The following is a 17,679-nucleotide window of genomic DNA, read 5'->3' as shown; positions in this document are numbered from 1 at the left end:
TCCTCCGGGGGACGTGTTGTGATCCAGACTAGCCCCCGGCAAAGGGGGGCAGAACCTCCACGACAGCCCCTTCGGGCAGGTCCACTGTGTACGGATCCCGCGTCCCGGCCGGATTGCCATCAACCAGGAACGAACACCGCCCCACGACCTTAGCCAGATCCGGATTTTGTGTGATTTTGGTTACAAGTTCCCCCAAAGTTTCCGCGTCAAAACTTGCCTCGGCCACCCCGGCCGCTTCCTTCGCCGCGGCCCAGAAACGCACGGTTCCCGTTGCCATACGCCACTCCCGTCACAGAATCCGTCACCCGATGTGAGCAAAGGATTACGGTGATTCTCCACGTGAAGCGTTGTTCACACGGTGGACTCACATTGGACGCAAACATGCTGTGGGCTAATCTACGGACAACGGGACCTGGGCGATGTAGCCCCCCAGGTCCCTACGTGTTTTGTACGGCGATTCGCCAACCGGCGGTCTCCGTGAACGACGCGGATGGAGGAGGCGAGCCTGTGATCAAGCACAGCGCGGTGCTCAGCTGGCGCGCTCTGCCGTGTGCTGAGGAGGCCCCTTGAGTAACCTGCTTCTGTTGACCAACGCCCTGGAACCTTCGGCTGAAGTGCTTCCCGCGCTCGGATTGCTGCTCCACTCGGTCCGGGTCGCCCCCGCCGAGGGCTCGGCTCTCATCGACGCGCCGCCCGCCGACGCGATCCTGGTGGACGCCCGCCGCGAACTCGTCCAGGCCAAGAGCCTGTGCCGCCTGCTCAGGACGACCGGGGTCGACTGCCCCCTCATGGTCATCGTGACCGAGGGCGGCCTGGCGGCGATGACCGCCGAATGGGGCGCCGACGACGTCATCCTCGACAGCGCCGGCCCCGCCGAGGTCGAGGCCCGCCTGCGGATGGCCATCGGCCGTCTCTCCCTGGCCGCCGCCGAGGAGGTCCCCGACGAGATCCGCAGCGGCGACCTGGCTATCGACGAGGCCACCTACACCGCTCGCCTGCGCGGCCGCGCCCTGGACCTCACGTTCAAGGAGTTCGAGCTGCTCAAGTACCTCGCCCAGCACCCCGGCCGGGTGTTCACCCGGGCGCAGTTGCTGCAGGAGGTGTGGGGGTATGACTACTTCGGCGGCACTCGTACGGTGGACGTACACGTGCGCAGACTTCGCGCGAAGCTGGGCGCGGAGTACGAGGCGCTGATCGGGACCGTACGAAACGTGGGATACCGCTTCGTACCGGACCGAGGCGGCGAACACACCGAAATCCCCGAAGTAGCCCGCCGCTAGTAGTGACATAGCAGCCGATCCTCCGGGTTGGCGGACATACGACCACAGAAGAAGTCCCTGGAATCTCCTTGGTTTCCAGGGACTTCTTCGTCGCCGCCAGATCGCGTTTCCCTACAGTTGACGGATGGCGATCCTGCGTGACGTTACCGAACTGACCGCTACCGAAGCCGCCGCGTGGGTTGCTGGTGGACTACCTCTAGGCGGCGTACATGCTGATCACAGACGCGGAATTGGCCCGTACAGCAGCGGAAGCAGGAGCTGCTGTCGTGTACGCCAGGTATGGCGCACCGCTGGCGCGCTTTCAAAAATCCGCGAATGACTTCGCCACGGCCGCTGACATTGAAGCGGAGAACACCATCCTTGACGCCATCCGCGCCGCCCGGCCAGAGGATGCCGTGACGGGTGAGGAGAGCGGACTTACCGGCTCGGGCAGCGCGGAGCGCATGTGGCTGGTCGACCCTCTGTGCGGCACGCTGAACTACGCTGCTCGGAGCATGCTGGTCGCGGTGAACGTCGCGCTGCGCGTGGGCTCGGATGTCAGGGTGGCGGCCTCAGCCGACCCGTTCGCCGGAGAGTTGTTCTGGACAGACGGAAATCACGCGTACGTGCGCCGCGACGGCGTGGATGAGAAACTCACGCCGTCGCCCGACTCGCGGCTGGTGGATGTCAACCTCGACCCACCGTTCCCGAACGAGATGAGCTTCCGGGCGGTCCGCCTGCTTGCCGACCCAGGGTTCATTGAGCGTTTTGACCCGCGCGTCATCTCTAGCACCCTGGCGGTGGCCTGGGTGGCCGCCGGCCGGCGAGCCGCGTACGTCACCGACGGGCATCTGCGGGACAGTGTGCACTTCGCCAGCGGGATCGCGCTGTGCCAGGCCGCCGGATGCGTCGTGACCGGCATCCACGGCCAGCCCCTGCACACCGGCGCGGGCGGCCTCATCGCGGCAGCCGACCAGGAGACGCACGCGGCATTGCTGAAGCTCGTCGGCAACCAGTTCCCACCCGATCGGTAGCCCGCGCGTTCCTAGGGAGAACTATCGGGTGATCACGGCGACGGCGGGGTCGGGCGGAGCCCGAGGGGAAACAAAAGGGCTGGGAAAGGACCCGTTTCCGGTGCGGGCGCCTTTGGCCGTACCGGAAACGGGTTGGGGTTTTACGGGATTACGGTGATGTGGTTGGCCACCGGAGGCGTCACCGGCGAGTGGGCGCCCAGGTAGGCGGCGAACGCGTCGATGTCGAGCGGGCCGCTCCACAGGTCGGTGCCGTCGCGGAAGGCGAGGAAGGCGTCACCGCCGCCGACCAGGAAGTTGTTGGCCGCCACCCGGATGCTCTGGGTATCGGTCACCGGGACACCGTCGATCTTGATGTTGGAGACCCGCGAACCCCACGCGCCACTGGCGCTGTAGGTGTAGGTGAAGTTCGACGACGGCTGCAGGATCTTGGTGAACGCCTGGTTGTTCGGGCCGCCCACCCACTGCTGCTCCAGCAGCGTCTTCAGCTGGGCGCCGGTCAGCGTGACCACCTGCATGAGGTTGTTGAACGGCTGCACCGTGAACGCCTCGCCGTAGGTCACCACGCCGTCGCCCTCCCCGGCCGCGGAACCGGCGAAGGTGAGACCGGCCCGGATACCACCCGGGTTCATCAGCGCGATCTGCGCGTTGCCGCCGGTCTTGGTGGACTCAAGCTGGGCGTCCGCGATCAGGTTGCCGAGCGGGACCTCACCGGACGGAGAGGCCACGTTGGGCAGATCACCGGTGATGTTGCCGATCGGCTTGTTGGCCACCGTGGCAGTGCGCGACTTCCAGAGGTTGACGAAGTCGACGGTCGCCGGGTCGGGGGTGACCGTGCGGCGCACCACGTGGTTGTCCGCGGTCACCGAGGAGCGCACGATGTCGCCGGTGTTCTTGTCGATCTGGAAGTCGATCTGGGTCAGCACCCGGCCGAACGAGGAACCCTGCGTGTAGTAGCGCTGCTGGCCGTCGGGGGCGGTGGCCTTGCAGATGTAGGCCTGGTGCGAGTGGCCACTGATGATCAGGTCGATCTCGGAGTCGACGCCGCTCGCGATGCGCGAGCCGAGGCCGGGGACGATCGGGCAGGCGTCCGGGCTCTGGTTCGGGGTGACCTGGTCACCCTCGTGCACCAGGATCACCTGGGCCTTGATGCCCTTCTGGGTGAGCAGCTCCGAGGTCGCGTTCGCGGCGGCCACCTCCTCGGTGAACTCGAGGCCCGCGATGCCGGAGGCGGTCACGATCGACGGGGTGGTCTGGGTGACCAGGCCGATGAAGCCGACCTTCTCGCCGTTGATCCGCTCGACGTAGTACGGCGCCAGCGCGGGCTTGTTCTTCTTCTTCTCGATGACGTTGGCGGCGATGAACTCGAAGTCGGAGCCCTTCCACCGACCGGCGGGAGAACAGCCGTCGACCGGGTGGCACTTGCCCTTCATGATGCGCTCGAGCTCGTCAAACCCCTCGTCGAACTCGTGGTTACCGGCGCTGGAGGTGGCGAGTTCCAGGCTGTCCATGAACTGGATGGTCGGCTCGTCGTGGTAGGCGGCGGAGATGAGCGGGGTGGCTCCGATCAAGTCGCCCGCCGCGACCAGCACGGTGTCTCTGTTCCTGAACTGCTTGACGTAGGTGGCAAGGTAGGCGGCGCCGCCCACGCCGTCGACGACGGTCCCGGTCTCGTCGGCGATGCGGCCGCTCGAGCCGGTCGGGGGCTCCAGGTTGCCGTGCAGGTCGTTGATCGAAAGGATCCGGATCGGGATGAGCTCATCCTTGTCCTTGGCCTTGCTCTGGTTCGAGGCGCTGGCGCCCGCAGGGCTGAGCACGAGCGTTAACGCGCCCGCCGCGGCGATGCCGGCCACAGCGAGTCGTTTGAGAGAAGCAGGGGTCATGCTTACTGAGCGTAGAGAACCCATCTGGCCATCCAATGTCCCAAAGGTAACGATTCCCCAAGGGCACACCTGGCGGGATTTGCCAACTTCAGCCGCATAGAGTGCCGTTCATGAACGCGCATGTGGTGATCAGGGAACGGTTGAGCGACGACGAGGTAACTTCAGTGCTGGCTCTGGTCGAGGCGGCCACCGAAACCGACGGGGTTCGCCCGTTGAACGAGCACGTGATGCTCCACCTCCGCTACGGCGGCGACACCGGGGCGAAATCCTTTCTTCTGTACGCGGACGACACCCTGGCCGGATTCGCCCATCTCGACCCGACCGACCCCGTCGAAGGCCCCAGCGGCGAACTGGTGATCTCCCCGTCCCACCGGCGCCGTGGCTTCGGACATCGCCTGCTCGACGCCGTACTGACCGAGAGCATCCGGCTCGCGGCGGAACGGTCCCTTCCCGCCATTCCGGGCGGCGGACGGTTGCGCCTGTGGGCGCACGGCGACCACCCCGGCGCGTCCCGGCTCGCGGCCTCCGCCGGATTCACCCGGGTACGGTCGTTGTGGCAGATGCGCCGGTCATTGTACGCGCCGATGCCCTCGGCCGAGTTCCCCGAAGGCGTACAAGTGCGGGCTTTTGTTCCTGGGGACGACGAGGCGGCCTGGATCGCCCTCAACGCCCGCGCCTTCGCCCACCACCCCGAACAGGGTTCCTGGACGCTCAGCGACCTCGACCAGCGAGAAAAGGAACCCTGGTTCGACCCATCCGGATTTTTCCTAGTATTTCGGGATTCGAGGCTAGTCGGATTCCACTGGACGAAGATCCACGGGGCCGACGGCCACGGGCACGACGCCATCGGCGAGGTCTACGTGATCGGCGTAGACCCCGCGGAACAGGGCACCGGCCTCGGCAAGGCCCTCACCCTCACCGGCCTGACCCACCTCCGCGCCCACGGCCTCTCCCAAGTCATGCTTTATGTTGACGAGGACAACCAGGCCGCGATCCGCCTGTACGAATCACTCGGCTTCAGCCGCTGGGACACCGACGTGATGTACGCGGACTATTCCACGGCACCCTGGCGCGCCTGACGGCTACTCAACCGCCCAATGCAGGGCGAAGTAGCACACCGCCGCGACGAGCCCCGAGGCTGGAATCGTGAGAATCCACGCGGTCACGATGTTCCCCGCCACCCCCCACCGCACCGCGGACCGGCGCTTCGTCGCGCCCACCCCCATGATCGCGCTGGTGATCGTGTGCGTGGTCGAGATCGGCGCGCCGAACCCGATCGCCGCCGTGTAGAGCACGGTCGCGGCGGCCGACTCGGCCGCGAACCCCCGGGGCGGGTCCAGCGCGATGATCCGGCGGCCCAAGGTGCGCATGATGCGCCACCCACCGGCGTACGTCCCGAGCGAGATCGCCCCCGCGGCGGACAGGATCACCCATTGCGGGATCTCCTCGCCATTGGTGGCATACCCGCCCACGACCAGCGCCAGGAAGATGACGCCCATCGTCTTCTGCGCGTCCTGCAGCCCGTGCCCGAGCGCCATGGCGGCGGCCGACACGGTCTGCGCATATCGGAAGCCCTTGCCGGTCTTGTGCGGATTGCTCTTGCGGAAGATCCACAAAATCGCGATCATGATAATCCCGGCCAGCGTGAACCCCACCAGCGGCGACAGGATCATCGGGATGACGACCTTGTCCAGCACTCCGTCCCAGTGCACGCCGACGCTGGCCGCCAGCGCCGACCCGACCAAGCCGCCTATCAGCGCGTGACTGCTCGACGACGGTAACCCGAAATACCAGGTGATGAGGTTCCAGGTGATCGCCCCGACCAGCCCCGCGCCCACGATCACCAGCCCATGCGCGCCCTCGGGCGGATCGATGATCCCCTTGCCCACGGTCGACGCCACCTGCGTACCCAGATGCGCCCCGATGAAGTTCATCACCGCGGCCATCAGCAACGCCACCCGCGGCGTCAGCGCCCGCGTCGAAACCGACGTCGCGATGGCGTTCGCGGCGTCATGGAAACCGTTCGTATAATCGAACACCAGGGCGATGACCACGACCCCGATGACGAGTGCGAGCTCCACTTAGCTTTCCTTGACCGCGATCGACTCGACCGTGTTCGCGACACTTTCGAACGCGTCCGCCGCCGACTCCAGCTGATCGATGACCTCTTTCATCTTCAGCACGGTGAGCGCGTCGTACTCCCCGCCGAAGAGCTTGGCCAGCAACCGCCGGTAGACCTGGTCGGCCTGGTTCTCCAGCCGGTTGATCTCGATCCAGTATTCGTTCAGGTTCCTCATCGACCGCAGCCGCGGCATCGCCTCCGCGGTCAGCTCGGCGGCCCGCTCCAGCACCTCGACCTGTCGCACGACCTCCTTCGGGAGGTGATCGATCTTATACAGCACGATCAGGTCGGCCGCCGCCTCCATGAAGTCCATCACGTCATCGAGATTCGAGGCGAGCCGGTAGATGTCCTCACGATCGAACGGCGTGATGAAGCTCTCGTTAAGCCGGTTCATGATTGCGTGAGTGCGCTCGTCGCCCGCGTGCTCGCAGGCGCGCATCTTCTCAGCCAGGGCGTCCCTGTCCGAGCCGTCGCTGATGATCTCGACCAGCAGGCGGGATGCGGTGACGAGGTTGTTCGCCGAATCAGCGAACAAGTCGTAGTAGCTGTCCTCACGGGGTGTGAGACGCAGGCGCACGGTGGATCTCCAGATGTGCGGGGACGGTCCGCAGAGAAGAGTACGGGTAAGCAGGTGGAATGCGCACTTAAGGGTGCGCATGCCTAGATGTCACGAACTCTTCCCTTTGGGGTTGCCCGGTGGCCTTGCGCTGACACGTGAGGCGCATAGGACGAGGTAGCAGGCATCGTAGTGTTCATCTGATGTTCATATTTTGGTTCGGTGGAAGGCCAAAAAAGAGCGGCTGGGGGTGGGGCCGCGCTGGCCTTGGTACCTCGAACCGTACTTGGCGCTGCCGTACGGGAAGTCAGCGGGGGAGCTCAACCGGAACATGCACAACTGTCCGATCTTCATCCCCGGCCAGAGCTTGATCGGCAAGGTTGCGACGTTGGAGAGCTCGAGGGTGACATGCCCTTCGAAGCCGGGGTCGATGAAGCCCGCCGTCGAATGAGTCAGCAACCCCAGCCTGCCGAGGCTGCTCTTACCTTCCAGCCTGCTCGCGATGTCGTCCGGCAGACTGATCACCTCGTAGGTGCTCGCGAGGACGAACTCCCCCGGATGCAGGATGAACGGCTCATCACCTTCGGGTTCCACCTGCCGGGTCAGATCCGGCTGCTCCACCGCGGGGTCGATGTGCGGGTAGCGATGGTTCTCAAACACCCTGAAATACCGATCAAGCCGGACGTCCACACTCGACGGCTGGATCATCTCGGGGTCGTACGGATCCAGCTTGACCCGCCCCGACTCAATCTCACCACGAAGATCACGATCAGAAAGCAACACCGTGCGACTCTATCCGCCACCGCTCCCGCAAGCGGAAGTTCGGCCCCCTCATCCCCACCCTTGGACTGCAGCACTCCCCCGCCGAATCCGCTACAGTTAGATCGCGGCCGTCCCCAGGGACCACCACGCGGGTGTAGTTCAATGGCAGAACATCAGCTTCCCAAGCTGACAGCGCGGGTTCGATTCCCGTCACCCGCTCTCATCATGAAGGCCCAGGTCACCGGTGGTTTCGGGACCCGGGCCTTGATCTTTTTCTGAAGCCTTTTCGACTGTCGTGCCAGATCCGTGCCAGAACAGTTGATCTTGGCTAGTCGGCTGGAGCCATCACGCCCGCCTGGCCGTCGTCGTCATCGGGCTTCATGCTCTCCTTGACGATCTGCCCCAGAGCGTCGGCGATCTTCCGGTCACGATCCTTGGATCCGTGCAGGTAGATGATCGCTGCCTTGGTACTCGCATGGCCCATCCGATCCATCAGTTCCTTGAGCGTGGCACCGGTAAGAGCGGCCAGCGAGTTGCCCGTGTGCCGGAGATCATGAATATGGATGTCCGGCAGGTTCGCCTTCTTGAGCGCACGAGCCCAGACCTTGGAGAAGTTACTCCGGCGAAGCTGAGCGCCCTTCTCCCCCACGAACACCAGCCCATCGGGTTCGGTTTCGCTGAACCGCCGAAGGTGCCACTCCAGGTCGCTGATGATGACCTCTGGCAGGTTGACCGTACGAAGGCCAGCGTCCGACTTGGGACGCCCCGTGACCAGTTCCCCAGACTTCATTTCGGAGACCGAAGCCACGACCCGGACCGTCCGGGCCTCCAGGTCGAGATGACAGCGCCGAAGAGCCGCGAGCTCACCCCAGCGCATGCTGGCGAAGGTGGCCAGCAGCACCAGCGCACGAAAGCGTGGGGGTACAGCCGCAGCGAGCGTGAAGACCTCACTGACCGTGAGAACCGGCCGTTCCGCAGGACGTTCGACACCCGCCTTTGCGATCTTGCACGGGTTCTTCTTGATTAGTTCGTCGTCAACGGCCGTGTTCAAGATTCCACGCAAGAGCCGATAGGACTTGGCGACCGTCGAGGCTCCCGGACCGTCCTCCGTAAGCTTGGTGTGCCAGATGCGGATACTCCGCGAAGTGATCTTCGTCAGCTCCTTTTCTCCGAAAATGGGGTTAATGTGAAGTCGTAGGAGCCCTTCGTAGAGCTGGGCCGTTTTCGGGCGTAGCGTCCTCTCTTCCATCCAGGAGGCCGCGTACTCGCAAAAGGGGATCTCCCCTGCATCGGGGTCCACCCAGTCCCGTCCGACGATTTCCGTCTCCATCTTGGACAGCCAGATCTCCGCGTCGGTCTTGCTCGTGAAGGTGTGCGGAGCGTTGTACTCGCGCCCGTCAGGCCCCTGATAGCGCGCCTGGAAACGGCCGGAGGGTAGCTTGCGGACGGCCCCGAATCGACGTCGAGATCCCTTGTTGTTGCCGCCCATCAGGCAATCCTTCCCTTGCGGATTGGTGCGACCACCCCGGCTTGAATGAACTCCTCCAACGCTGACCCAGGTATGCGCACGTTGCGCCCGATACGGACGAAGGTGATCCGGCGCTCTTCGATCAATCGGCGCGGGAAACGCGCGGAGGTGTTCAGCCGTTCGGCCGCTTGAGCGACCGTCAGCAGACGATCAGTGGCCGAAGGAATTGGCCTCTTGCTCACTTGGCGGCCTCCGTCCGTGAATCGGCGAGAGCTGGTAGCGCATCGATGCTCGTTGGTGGGACAGGGTCATCAGCGCCGCCGTTGATCAGGGCAGCCAACGCGGATTCGCCAGGGGTGTAGCCCTGACCGGCGAACTTCCAGTGCGCGAGAACGAGCGTGGTGTCCGGGTCGAAGGCCCGCCCCCGGTCGATTTGAAGGCGTTGGCGGTAGTCGACGCGGGCTTGACGGAGGGCGCCCAGGGTCGTGGAGTAGGCGCGGGATCGGGTCGAGAAGTGGCCTCGGAAGCCGAGCATGTGAGCCCAGTCGCGGAGCCGGAGGTGGGCCAGGTCCGGCCGGTTGCGGGTGCTGCCGAGCTGCCACGCCGTACGTATCAGCCGGACAGTGTGGTCCGGGATGCCCATCTTGTGGAGCCGGGGCATCTCGTGTGTCTTGATGGCCCGGTCGAGGGTGCCCGACGTCTCAGCCGACTTTGTGGCGTATTTGGCCACATATCCGGCCACGGCGCGTTCGGTGAGCATGGTCTTGTGGTTGAGCACGCCGGGGCTGATCGGGGCGACGTCGACTTGCCGGCCCCAGGCGAGTGAGCCGTACTCGGGCGCGTCAATACGCACGGCGGCGACCGCCGACCTGATGGCATCGCTCAGCAACTCGACCGTGGCCCAGGCAGGCGGGGCGGCGAGTGGTGCGCCGCTGGTCCGGCCATCGAGGCGAATAACGGCGTGGAAGTGGACGACTCCGCGCGCCTGGTATTCGGCGACCTTGGCGAAGGACAGCCGGATGCGGTTACCGAACTCCTTGCGGGTGAGTCCGGCGGCTGCGGCCATGTGCCGCCGGAGGTAGATGGTGAAGCGTCGCCACAGGTCGCCCGCATGGGCGTTCCACAGGACATGCCCGGTGTAGTCATATGTCTCGGGGTCCAGCGGCTGGCCGATGTTGAGGTCTCCGTTCTTATGCCAGGTGAAGCAGGATGGGCCGGTTCGGCGGGGGTGGCAGACGATGGTCTTGCCGTCCTTGCCGGGGCCTCGGTGGACCGGCCCGAAGGAGGGCGCGGTGAAGGTGGCCAGCACACGCGGATGCGTCCGCACACTGTCGGGGACGCCCTTGTCTCCGCCGAGCAGGCCAGAGCGGATCAGGTGGAAGGTGTCGCGCCGGTAGATCTCGGCGCAGGCCGGGCAGCGGGAGGCGCGGCGGTTGCCGCACCGGATCAGCAACTGCCCGTGCGGTTCGGCCCTGGTGCTGTAGCGGGCGAGGACCTCACCAGTGGCGGCGTCGATGGTGGTGCTGTGACCGGTGAGCCGCAGCGGTTCGCGGCAGCCGCCCAGCTGGTGGACTTGGTCGAGCCAGCGGGTCAGGTCGCGGCCGGAGCGCCGGGCCAGGTCGCGGATGACCGGGCCGAGAAGGTCCCCAACCGGGACCGGGAATTCAGCGGTGTTGGTCATCGGCCCGCCGTTCCCGTGCCGCAGCAGAGTGGGCACTGGACGAGAGCGAGCGCGCTGGGTTGGGTGTCGCGGATAACAACGGCGGCGAAGCCGTCGCATTCGGGGCAGGGATAGCCGTAGTCAGGTGTGGACATGGTTGTTCTCCAGGTGAGCGATATGGGATGCGGCTCGGGCGAGGCGGGGAGCTGGCAGGCGTGAGACCGCCTCGCACGGGCTGAGTTGATGGGGTTAAGCGGTGTGGCCGGTGCCGTCGCAGTCGGGGCAGCGGGCTGATTCGCCTTGTTCGTCGTTGACCAGGCCGGTTCCGCCGCAGGTACAGCACCGGTAGCGGATGATCACGGGTGGGTTCACCTCCCCTCGGGCGTGTGGCCGGTGCCGTCGCAGTCGAAGCAGAATGCCCAGGTGTCCAGGTGGGTGGCGTTCTTGCCGCGACCGACGATCAGAAAGGCTTCGGTCTGCCCATCACCGGCGCAGGTCGGGCAGACCGGCCGTGATGGTGGAGCCTTCTTGGTTCGTGGCATGACGTTCTCCTTGATCAGACGTGGAGTTGCGCGAGGAGATCGGCAGCGAGATCAGGCGCGACGCGTAGGCGTTTGCTGAGGACCTCGCGGGTGATCGGCGTGCCATGGGTGGCCGCGTGCTCGTTGGCCACGTGCCGGGCGAACGCGATGAGCGGGTCATCGCTTCTGGACGTCGGCTGGTCGGCGGGTTTGGCCGGAGCCGGTTCGGCGGCCGGTTCCCCAGATGTGGGTACGGGCGTGTGGCCGGCGCGGCGTTCCAGCATCGAGACGGCGACGAGGAAGGCCACGGCCGGTGTGGCGGCGGTGATCCAGCCCCATGGGGAGGGTTCGGCTTGGGCGAGGTTGGCGGCCAGGGTCAAGACGATCCCGCCCGCCAGGACCAGAGCGGGCCAGGAGAGCGGCCCGCGGCGGGCCCGGCCGGTGCGTTTGTCGCGTTGGAGTTCGCGGGCGGCCATTACGCACATCAGGTCGATGCACACCGCGACGGCCCAGGCTTGCCAGCCGTCTTGGCCGTGGTCGGCGGCCAGGGAGCTGATGTGGGTGAAGGAGCCGACGGCGGCGATCAGGGCCAGGACGAGTACCGGGCCGGAGTCCAGCGGCCGGAGGCGTTCACGGCGCATCAGGTTCCCCCTTTCGAGGGTCGATGGACATGACGGGGTAGGGGCGTGACGTGATCTTGGGCTCACGCCCGCCCCGGGACTTGGGGGGTCAGGACACGTCGGGCTCGAACTGCTCGAACTCGGCGTCGGTGACCGGTTCGACGCTGACGGTCGTTACCTGATCCCAGGTGGCTCGCAGGTGCGCATTCGCGGTCGCGGCGGCCTCGGCCTGCGCTTCCGGGATGTACGCCGAGCGCGCCCGGTACCAGCGGCCGTCGGAGGCGGCGAAGATGGCGACGCCGGGCATGTCGGCCGGGATCAGCCGGGCCGCTTGGAGGGCGGCGGGGTCCATGTCGCCGAGGGTCATGTTCGCGGTTTCCGGGTCGTTGACGCGGTGGCAGATCCGGCCTGAGAGCTGGGCGCGTAGGGCGGTGACGCCGGGGCCGAGGTCGGAGCCGACTCGTTGCCCGCACACCAGCAGGTACAGCCCGAACGCGCGGCCGAGTTGCGCGAGCCGGATCAGCTGCACGGCGGTGGCGGAGATCTCCTCCTTCTCGGACTTGTCGGCCATCAGGAACAGCTCGGCCACCTCGTCGACCAGCAGCACCACCGGCATCGGGCGGGCGTTGTCCGGGAGCTTCCAGATGTCGCGGACGTGGTGGGCCCGGCACAACGCCATCCGGAGTTTGATCTCGGCGATGAGCTTGTTCAGCACCGCCACGCAGTGACCGCGTTCGGTGGCCAACTCGGTCAGCCGCGCCGCATACGGGGTCAGCTCAACGCCGCCCTTGAGATCGAACCCGATCAACGCGACCGGCTGTGCCGCGAGGCCGGTGATGAGCGCGTTGAGGAGGGTGGATTTGCCGGACTGGGTCGCGCCGGTGATGAGCCAGTGCGGGATGGTGGTGAAGTCGATGACCCAGGGCGCGGCCGTCTCCAGCTGACCCACCTGGACCCGCAGCAGCCCGTCATCCTTGACAGGCGTGGTGATGCGGGTGAGCGGGTCACGGACGGTGGCCTGCAATCTGAGGCGGCCGGGTTTCCAGTCCAGGACTCGGACGGAGTGGACCCGCCAGGCGTGGGACAGGTTGACGAGCTTGGCGGCGTAGTGGTCCGGGGTCTGGCCGTCGTCGAGCCGGACCGCCACCCGAAAGCCCGTCGCCAGCGGACGGATCAGGCCGAGCCGGGGCGGGGTGTCCACGGTGACGCGGCGCAGCTTGCGCGTAGGCGGGATGACATGCGTCGTGGTGATCAGCGCCGGGCCGAGAACGGGGACTCCGTCGAGGGTGAGCCGCCAGCGGCGCCGCTTGCGGGCCAGGCCGCAGCCCGCTGACACGTTGGTCCAGGTGAGGTAGACCGCCAGCGCCTTGTAGGGGAAGCCGACAGCAAGCCAGAACGAGACCGGGTGAAGCCGGTTCCATACGGCCAGGGCAGCGGTGAATGCGGTGAGAATGCCCAGGTAAGGGGCGAGCGTGAGAAGCAGGTGAGTCATACTGGTGTCTCTCTTCGTGAGCGAAGGGAAGGCCCCGGAAGCGGCGGAGCTGGCAGGCGATGAGGCCGCTCCCGGGGCGCAGCGGTTCGGGTGGGTCAGGCGGCGGCGCGTGCCTGGGCCGGGACGATCGCCTCGGCGCGAAAGCCGAGTCCTGCGCGGCCGTTCATCTGCCAGTAGAAGGCCGCCAGCCCGACAGGGCGGACCTGAACTCCTTCCGGGATGGTCGGGAAGTTCTCGGATGGGAAGGTGACGACGATCACCGGGTTGCGGCGGTCGTCGTTCGGCTTGGGAAGCAGCGGGATCGTGTAGAGGTCTCGGCCTTCGGCGTCTTTCTTGACCTCGCCGGTGGCGCGGTCGACGATCTTCGGTTCGGGCTCACCGGCGACGATGAAGGCCAGGGCGGACAGGTCTACGGGGATGTTGCGCATGCTGAAGACACCTCTTGTCGTGGTTGTGAGCAATGCTCTGGGAATGCGAAAAGCGTCTGTGCTGGCGCTGGTGTCCTGGCTGGTGAGGACCTCAGCGCCAATACAGACGCTACATCGCACTGGGAGTATTAGCTAGTACTCAAAGTACTAGTCCACGTACTTTTACTACGCGCCCACCCTCTCGGCGAACTCCCGAAGCTCAGAGGAGGGCGGATCTTGCATGGTCAGCAGATCCGCCACCAACTGGCGGACCATGCGATGGTTACGGATTTGCTCGGGAGTGATCGCCTCGGCCTCCAGGAGCGTGGCGGTGGCCTCGGCCACCTGGCGTCGCTGCGCGTGCGCGCGGGCAAGGTCGATGTTCAACCGGGCGCGTCGCTCACTCGACAGCGACGAGGTGTCCACCGCGGACCCGACGCGCAGGGCGAGCCCGGCATCCCCGACTTCGACGGCGACGGCCACTTCGTACAGCGCGACGTTCGCCGGGCCGAACTCGGTGTTGTAGTCGTTACGCCCATCGCCCAGTCGCGCGGCCACCTCACGCGCCCGCGCCAGGTGCTCATAGGCGGCGTCGGCCTGGTTGAGCCGGGAGGTGATCACGGCGCGCTGCAACGTGAGGCCGCCCCACAGCGACATCGCTTCCGGCTTGCCCTGATCGGCCAGGAACCACAACGCTTCCGCGGCTGTCCGGGCCGTCTCCTCCGCCTGGTCGAAATGTCGCGCGCCCAGGAAGACGAACCCGAGCCGGAACGCCCCCGCCGCCATCAGCAGCGGGTCGCTGGCCCGCTCCGCCGCGACGATCGCCCGGTCGGCGGCGATCCACGCGGCCTCGGGTTCGCCCAGCTTGGCGAGCGCTGCCGAACATGCCTGATAGAGAGTCGCCAGCAACTCGAACAGCTCGGGTCGCTGTTCCTCCGGCGCGGATCTGACAGCCCCCTCCAATGCGGGGACCAAGCCGCGGAGCAGGTCGGCCAGCTCCACGTACTGACTCTCGTGCGTGAGATGCCAGGCCCGTTCGACGCGCGGCCGGATCTCCGTCGTTGTCGGGACGGGCGCGGCATGCAGCATCGCGCGCAACGAGTGCGCCCCCGACAGCACGAGGCGCAGTCCCGCCGCGCCGGGAACCTCCTCGGTGGTGGCCGCGACCACCGGTGCCTCCGCGGCCAGCTCCGACAGCGGCAGTTCCAGCACGGTCGCGACGTTCTCCAGCACTGACATGCGGTCGACCTTGCGAACCCCGCGCTCAACCTGGGAGACCCAGGCCACCGACCGATCGATGAGTTGCGCCAGCTCCGCTTGCGAGAGGCCCCGCCGTTTCCGTTCCTGAGCGATTCGCCGGCCTAGCGCCCGTTGGTATTCCTCGCTCATGGGGTTGTGCCCTTGCCGGTGTGAAGTTCCAGCCAGTCGACCTCAACCGAGGACAGCAGGTCGTCCCGGGCGGCCAGGAACCGTCGGGTGTGCTCCTGTTCCTCGTGGGCGTCGAAGGCGGCGCGGTCGGCGTACAGCTCGTAGAAGATCCGCTGTAGCGGCTGGCCATCCACGCGGTGTGAGGCGTACACCAGCGTTCCCGGTTCGTGCTGGCGGATCCCCTCGATGGTCTCGCTGACCAGCTGATCGAACGCGTCCGCGCTCGCGTCGTCCTTACAGGTGAAACGGACGACTAGTCCGAACATGATCGTCCCTCCTCGCTCGCCGCGCTGACAGGGCTGCCACCCATCAAGAGATCAGTACTTGTTGTACGGCACAAGTACCCGAAGTGGCTTGTACCAGAAATAGTATAGCCATACTTTAAGTATCGATGGAGATCGCATCCATGACCGCTTGCGTGTTCGTGAGGAGGCCGGACATGAACACTCTCTTCGGCATCCCTGCGCTGAGGCGCATCAGGTCCCTGTGGTGCCTGTCCACTAGCGCGGTGGTTACAAACTCCTTTACGGGTTCAAGCCGCCGCCCTGCGGGCGACGGCGGCGCGACGCGGCCAGTCGCGGCCGGGCATGCGGCCTCTTCGGGCCGGTCCCGGCCGCGCCGCCGCTCACCGCACCCAACCAGGACGACGACCAGATCGCGTCAGGACATAGGCCAGGCCGAACGACAACGCCGAGCGGAGCGCGGCGGGGAGCCGAGCGAGCGGCCTGCCAACCGGTCAGGGCTTTTGGTGCCTCCGGCGGGGGATTCCGGCCCCGAGGTGATCCCGGCTGCAAGAGGCGCGGACCGTAGGGGGTGGCGGGGGCTGATCACCCCGCCCGCCGTCGCCCCAGGCAAGCCCAGCAGACCGGCTCCTGCGGCTCAAGCCCGGCCCGTGCACGTAGGGCAACCAGCGCGCGAGGAAGGTCACCGGGGCACAGGTACACGCGAGGCCGGGCTTGCGCCTGCGTCCCCGGCCCGCTGCCCCTCCGGGGTGGGACGACGGCGCACGAGGCGATCAGGGCTCAACCGTGCGGGCCGCGGCGAGACACCCGGCTCAGACAAAGGTGATCAACAACAAGCCGTTTTCGTTGGAAATGAAGATTTCAACAGCCGCCAACATTCGGGAACTGAGAATGCCGAAACCCTCCCAGCAGGTGCAACCAGCCGAATCGCCGTGGCATCTTCTCGGCGCGGCCATCCGCCATTGGCGCGAAGACGTTCACGGCCTCAGCCTGAGAGCGACAGCCAAACGGATCTACTCCGACGCTGCGGACCTGTCGAGAGTGGAACGGGGCCAGGTACGGCCACAGCCCGGAACCGTTCAACGTCTCGACGAGGCGTTGAACGCGAAAGGCCACCTGACGGCACTCTTTGCTGCCGCCTCCGATCTCGACCGGTTGCGTACCCTGGAAGGGAATTCATCGCTGACCGAGGAGAACGCCACGGAACGCCGACGCGTGTTACAGCTGGCCACCAGCCTTGCCCTGGGGGCCGTTGGCGGGGCTGAACCCATCCGGCAAGTGTTCGACCGAGACGGCGGCCGCAGCGCCGAAGAATGGGAGATCAGCTGCACCGATCACCTTCACGCGCTGCGGACCCTCCCTCCAACTCAGGTAGTCGCCGATCTCGTCGTCGACCTGGTGGCCCTGCGCCAGCAAATGCAGATCGCGGCCCCTGCCGATCTCACCGAATTGCAGCGCACCACAGCGGCGCTTTCCGCCATCCACGCCAACGCGCTCACCCGCCTCTCGGATCACGGAGCCGCCATCCGGTGGTGGAGAACCGCCAAGCAAGCCGCCGACGCATCCGGCGACCGCTCGATGAGCCTCCTGGTCCGCAGCGAAGAAGCCGGCCACGGCCTGTACAACCAGCGCAGCCCAGAGGCCGTCCTCAGCCTGATCCACTCAGCCCAGCACCTCGCAGGGAGCCCGAGCGTGGACTTGATGACCACCGAGGCCAAAGCACTCAGCATGCTGGGCCGTCACGGAGAAGCGCTCCGCGTGATCGGCCAGGCGATGGCCCGGGCCGGAACGATGAAGGGGGACTCACTCGGGTTCTGGAGCCCCGATCAGCTCCGCTTCGCGGCCTCATGGGTCTACTCCGCCGCAGGCGAGGAGAGCCAGGCCAGCGAGCCGGGAACAACCGTTCTGGCTTCAACACGCGACTACGTCTATCGCGCGAATATCATGCTGCACCGGGCGCTGAGCACAGTCGTCAACGGCGGGACCACCGAAGGCGCACAGCAGGCCGCACCGGTCATCGCCGACGTGCCCCCGGCTTACCGCAGCGGTCACATCCTGGCAACCGGGCGCATGGTCCTGCGAGCCGTCCCCTTGAGCCAACATGACCAGGCCCGTGTGGGAGAACTCAGGGACCTACTGACACTCGGCTGACCGGCCTGAAACCAGCCTCATGTCCGCTCCTCTATGTGGCTGATGTGGGCCACGCGCTTCCCCACATCAATTCCTTA

The 17,679-nt window shown here is 66.3% G+C and carries 18 protein-coding genes and 1 tRNA gene; 5 read left to right on the top strand and 14 right to left on the bottom strand.

Features of this window, described 5'->3' with window-relative positions; translation table 11 throughout:
• Positions 1 to 28: 28 nt before the first annotated feature.
• Entirely contained in the window at positions 29 to 277 is a 249-nt protein-coding gene (locus Aple_RS04695; protein WP_155343213.1) for a MoaD/ThiS family protein, read from the bottom strand.
• Positions 278 to 566: 289 nt separating this feature from the next.
• On the opposite strand from Aple_RS04695, the gene Aple_RS04690 reads away from it, so the two are divergent.
• Together Aple_RS04690 and Aple_RS04685 are read left to right on the top strand one after the other, a co-directional pair.
• Positions 567 to 1,280, top strand: a complete 714-nt coding sequence (locus Aple_RS04690) for a response regulator transcription factor (RefSeq protein ID WP_155343212.1) — start codon at positions 567 to 569, stop codon at positions 1,278 to 1,280.
• A gap of 209 nt (positions 1,281 to 1,489) precedes the next feature.
• A complete protein-coding gene (locus tag Aple_RS04685) occupies positions 1,490 to 2,293 on the top strand; it encodes an inositol monophosphatase family protein (protein ID WP_155343211.1) in 804 nt (267 codons plus the stop codon).
• 140 nt (positions 2,294 to 2,433) lie between these two features.
• On the opposite strand, the gene Aple_RS04680 is transcribed toward Aple_RS04685, so the two are convergent.
• Positions 2,434 to 4,173, bottom strand: coding sequence for a bifunctional metallophosphatase/5'-nucleotidase (locus Aple_RS04680; protein WP_155343210.1), 1,740 nt, complete (start codon positions 4,171 to 4,173; stop codon positions 2,434 to 2,436).
• 110 nt (positions 4,174 to 4,283) lie between these two features.
• Between Aple_RS04680 and mshD the strand changes: the two genes are divergently transcribed.
• The gene (gene mshD / locus Aple_RS04675) at positions 4,284 to 5,252 is read left to right on the top strand and encodes a mycothiol synthase (RefSeq protein WP_155343209.1); all 969 of its coding nucleotides are present in this window, start codon (positions 4,284 to 4,286) and stop codon (positions 5,250 to 5,252) included.
• 3 nt (positions 5,253 to 5,255) lie between these two features.
• Here mshD and Aple_RS04670 read toward each other — a convergent pair whose 3' ends face one another.
• The 3 genes from Aple_RS04670 to dcd form a co-directional block, all read right to left on the bottom strand.
• Positions 5,256 to 6,254, bottom strand: coding sequence for an inorganic phosphate transporter (locus tag Aple_RS04670; RefSeq protein WP_155343208.1), 999 nt, complete (start codon positions 6,252 to 6,254; stop codon positions 5,256 to 5,258).
• Complete coding sequence (locus Aple_RS04665) at positions 6,255 to 6,872, bottom strand: DUF47 domain-containing protein (RefSeq protein WP_155343207.1); 618 nt, start codon at positions 6,870 to 6,872, stop codon at positions 6,255 to 6,257.
• Between the two features lie 186 nt (positions 6,873 to 7,058).
• Positions 7,059 to 7,634, bottom strand: coding sequence for a dCTP deaminase (gene dcd, locus Aple_RS04660; protein ID WP_155343206.1), 576 nt, complete (start codon positions 7,632 to 7,634; stop codon positions 7,059 to 7,061).
• Between the two features lie 127 nt (positions 7,635 to 7,761).
• On the opposite strand from dcd, the gene Aple_RS04655 reads away from it, so the two are divergent.
• A tRNA-Gly gene (locus tag Aple_RS04655) sits at positions 7,762 to 7,832 on the top strand.
• Positions 7,833 to 7,941: 109 nt separating this feature from the next.
• On the opposite strand, the gene Aple_RS04650 is transcribed toward Aple_RS04655, so the two are convergent.
• The 9 genes from Aple_RS04650 to Aple_RS04610 form a co-directional block, all read right to left on the bottom strand.
• Complete coding sequence (locus Aple_RS04650; protein ID WP_155343205.1) at positions 7,942 to 9,102, bottom strand: tyrosine-type recombinase/integrase; 1,161 nt, start codon at positions 9,100 to 9,102, stop codon at positions 7,942 to 7,944.
• On the bottom strand, positions 9,102 to 9,323 hold the full coding sequence (locus tag Aple_RS04645) for an excisionase family DNA-binding protein (RefSeq protein ID WP_218038111.1): 222 nt from the start codon (positions 9,321 to 9,323) through the stop codon (positions 9,102 to 9,104). Before Aple_RS04645 ends, Aple_RS04650 begins: the two co-directional genes overlap by 1 nt.
• Positions 9,320 to 10,798, bottom strand: coding sequence for a replication initiator (locus Aple_RS04640; protein ID WP_246264141.1), 1,479 nt, complete (start codon positions 10,796 to 10,798; stop codon positions 9,320 to 9,322). Before Aple_RS04640 ends, Aple_RS04645 begins: the two co-directional genes overlap by 4 nt.
• A 311-nt stretch (positions 10,799 to 11,109) precedes the next feature.
• Positions 11,110 to 11,283 carry a hypothetical protein gene (locus Aple_RS04635; protein ID WP_155343204.1) on the bottom strand — a complete coding sequence of 58 codons (174 nt, stop codon included), beginning with the start codon at positions 11,281 to 11,283 and terminating at the stop codon, positions 11,110 to 11,112.
• 14 nt (positions 11,284 to 11,297) lie between these two features.
• Positions 11,298 to 11,903 (bottom strand): DUF2637 domain-containing protein, encoded by a 606-nt coding sequence (locus Aple_RS04630; RefSeq protein WP_155343203.1) that lies wholly within the window; start codon positions 11,901 to 11,903, stop codon positions 11,298 to 11,300.
• 88 nt (positions 11,904 to 11,991) lie between these two features.
• On the bottom strand, positions 11,992 to 13,374 hold the full coding sequence (locus Aple_RS04625; RefSeq protein WP_155343202.1) for an FtsK/SpoIIIE domain-containing protein: 1,383 nt from the start codon (positions 13,372 to 13,374) through the stop codon (positions 11,992 to 11,994).
• A 95-nt stretch (positions 13,375 to 13,469) separates the two neighbouring features.
• Positions 13,470 to 13,802, bottom strand: a complete 333-nt coding sequence (locus Aple_RS04620) for an SCO3933 family regulatory protein (RefSeq protein ID WP_155343201.1) — start codon at positions 13,800 to 13,802, stop codon at positions 13,470 to 13,472.
• Between the two features lie 165 nt (positions 13,803 to 13,967).
• Positions 13,968 to 15,170, bottom strand: coding sequence for a helix-turn-helix domain-containing protein (locus Aple_RS04615; protein ID WP_155343200.1), 1,203 nt, complete (start codon positions 15,168 to 15,170; stop codon positions 13,968 to 13,970).
• A complete protein-coding gene (locus Aple_RS04610; RefSeq protein ID WP_155343199.1) occupies positions 15,167 to 15,475 on the bottom strand; it encodes a putative quinol monooxygenase in 309 nt (102 codons plus the stop codon). The genes Aple_RS04615 and Aple_RS04610 overlap by 4 nt, the downstream gene beginning before the upstream one ends.
• 798 nt (positions 15,476 to 16,273) lie before the next feature.
• Between Aple_RS04610 and Aple_RS04605 the strand changes: the two genes are divergently transcribed.
• A complete protein-coding gene (locus Aple_RS04605; RefSeq protein ID WP_155343198.1) occupies positions 16,274 to 17,602 on the top strand; it encodes a helix-turn-helix domain-containing protein in 1,329 nt (442 codons plus the stop codon).
• Positions 17,603 to 17,679: the final 77 nt, after the last annotated feature.

It is taken from the genome of Acrocarpospora pleiomorpha (assembly GCF_009687885.1).
GTDB classification, from domain to species: domain Bacteria; phylum Actinomycetota; class Actinomycetes; order Streptosporangiales; family Streptosporangiaceae; genus Acrocarpospora; species Acrocarpospora pleiomorpha.
Note: the sequence above shows the minus strand (reverse complement) of the source record. Positions and strands in the feature narration are given on the sequence as shown.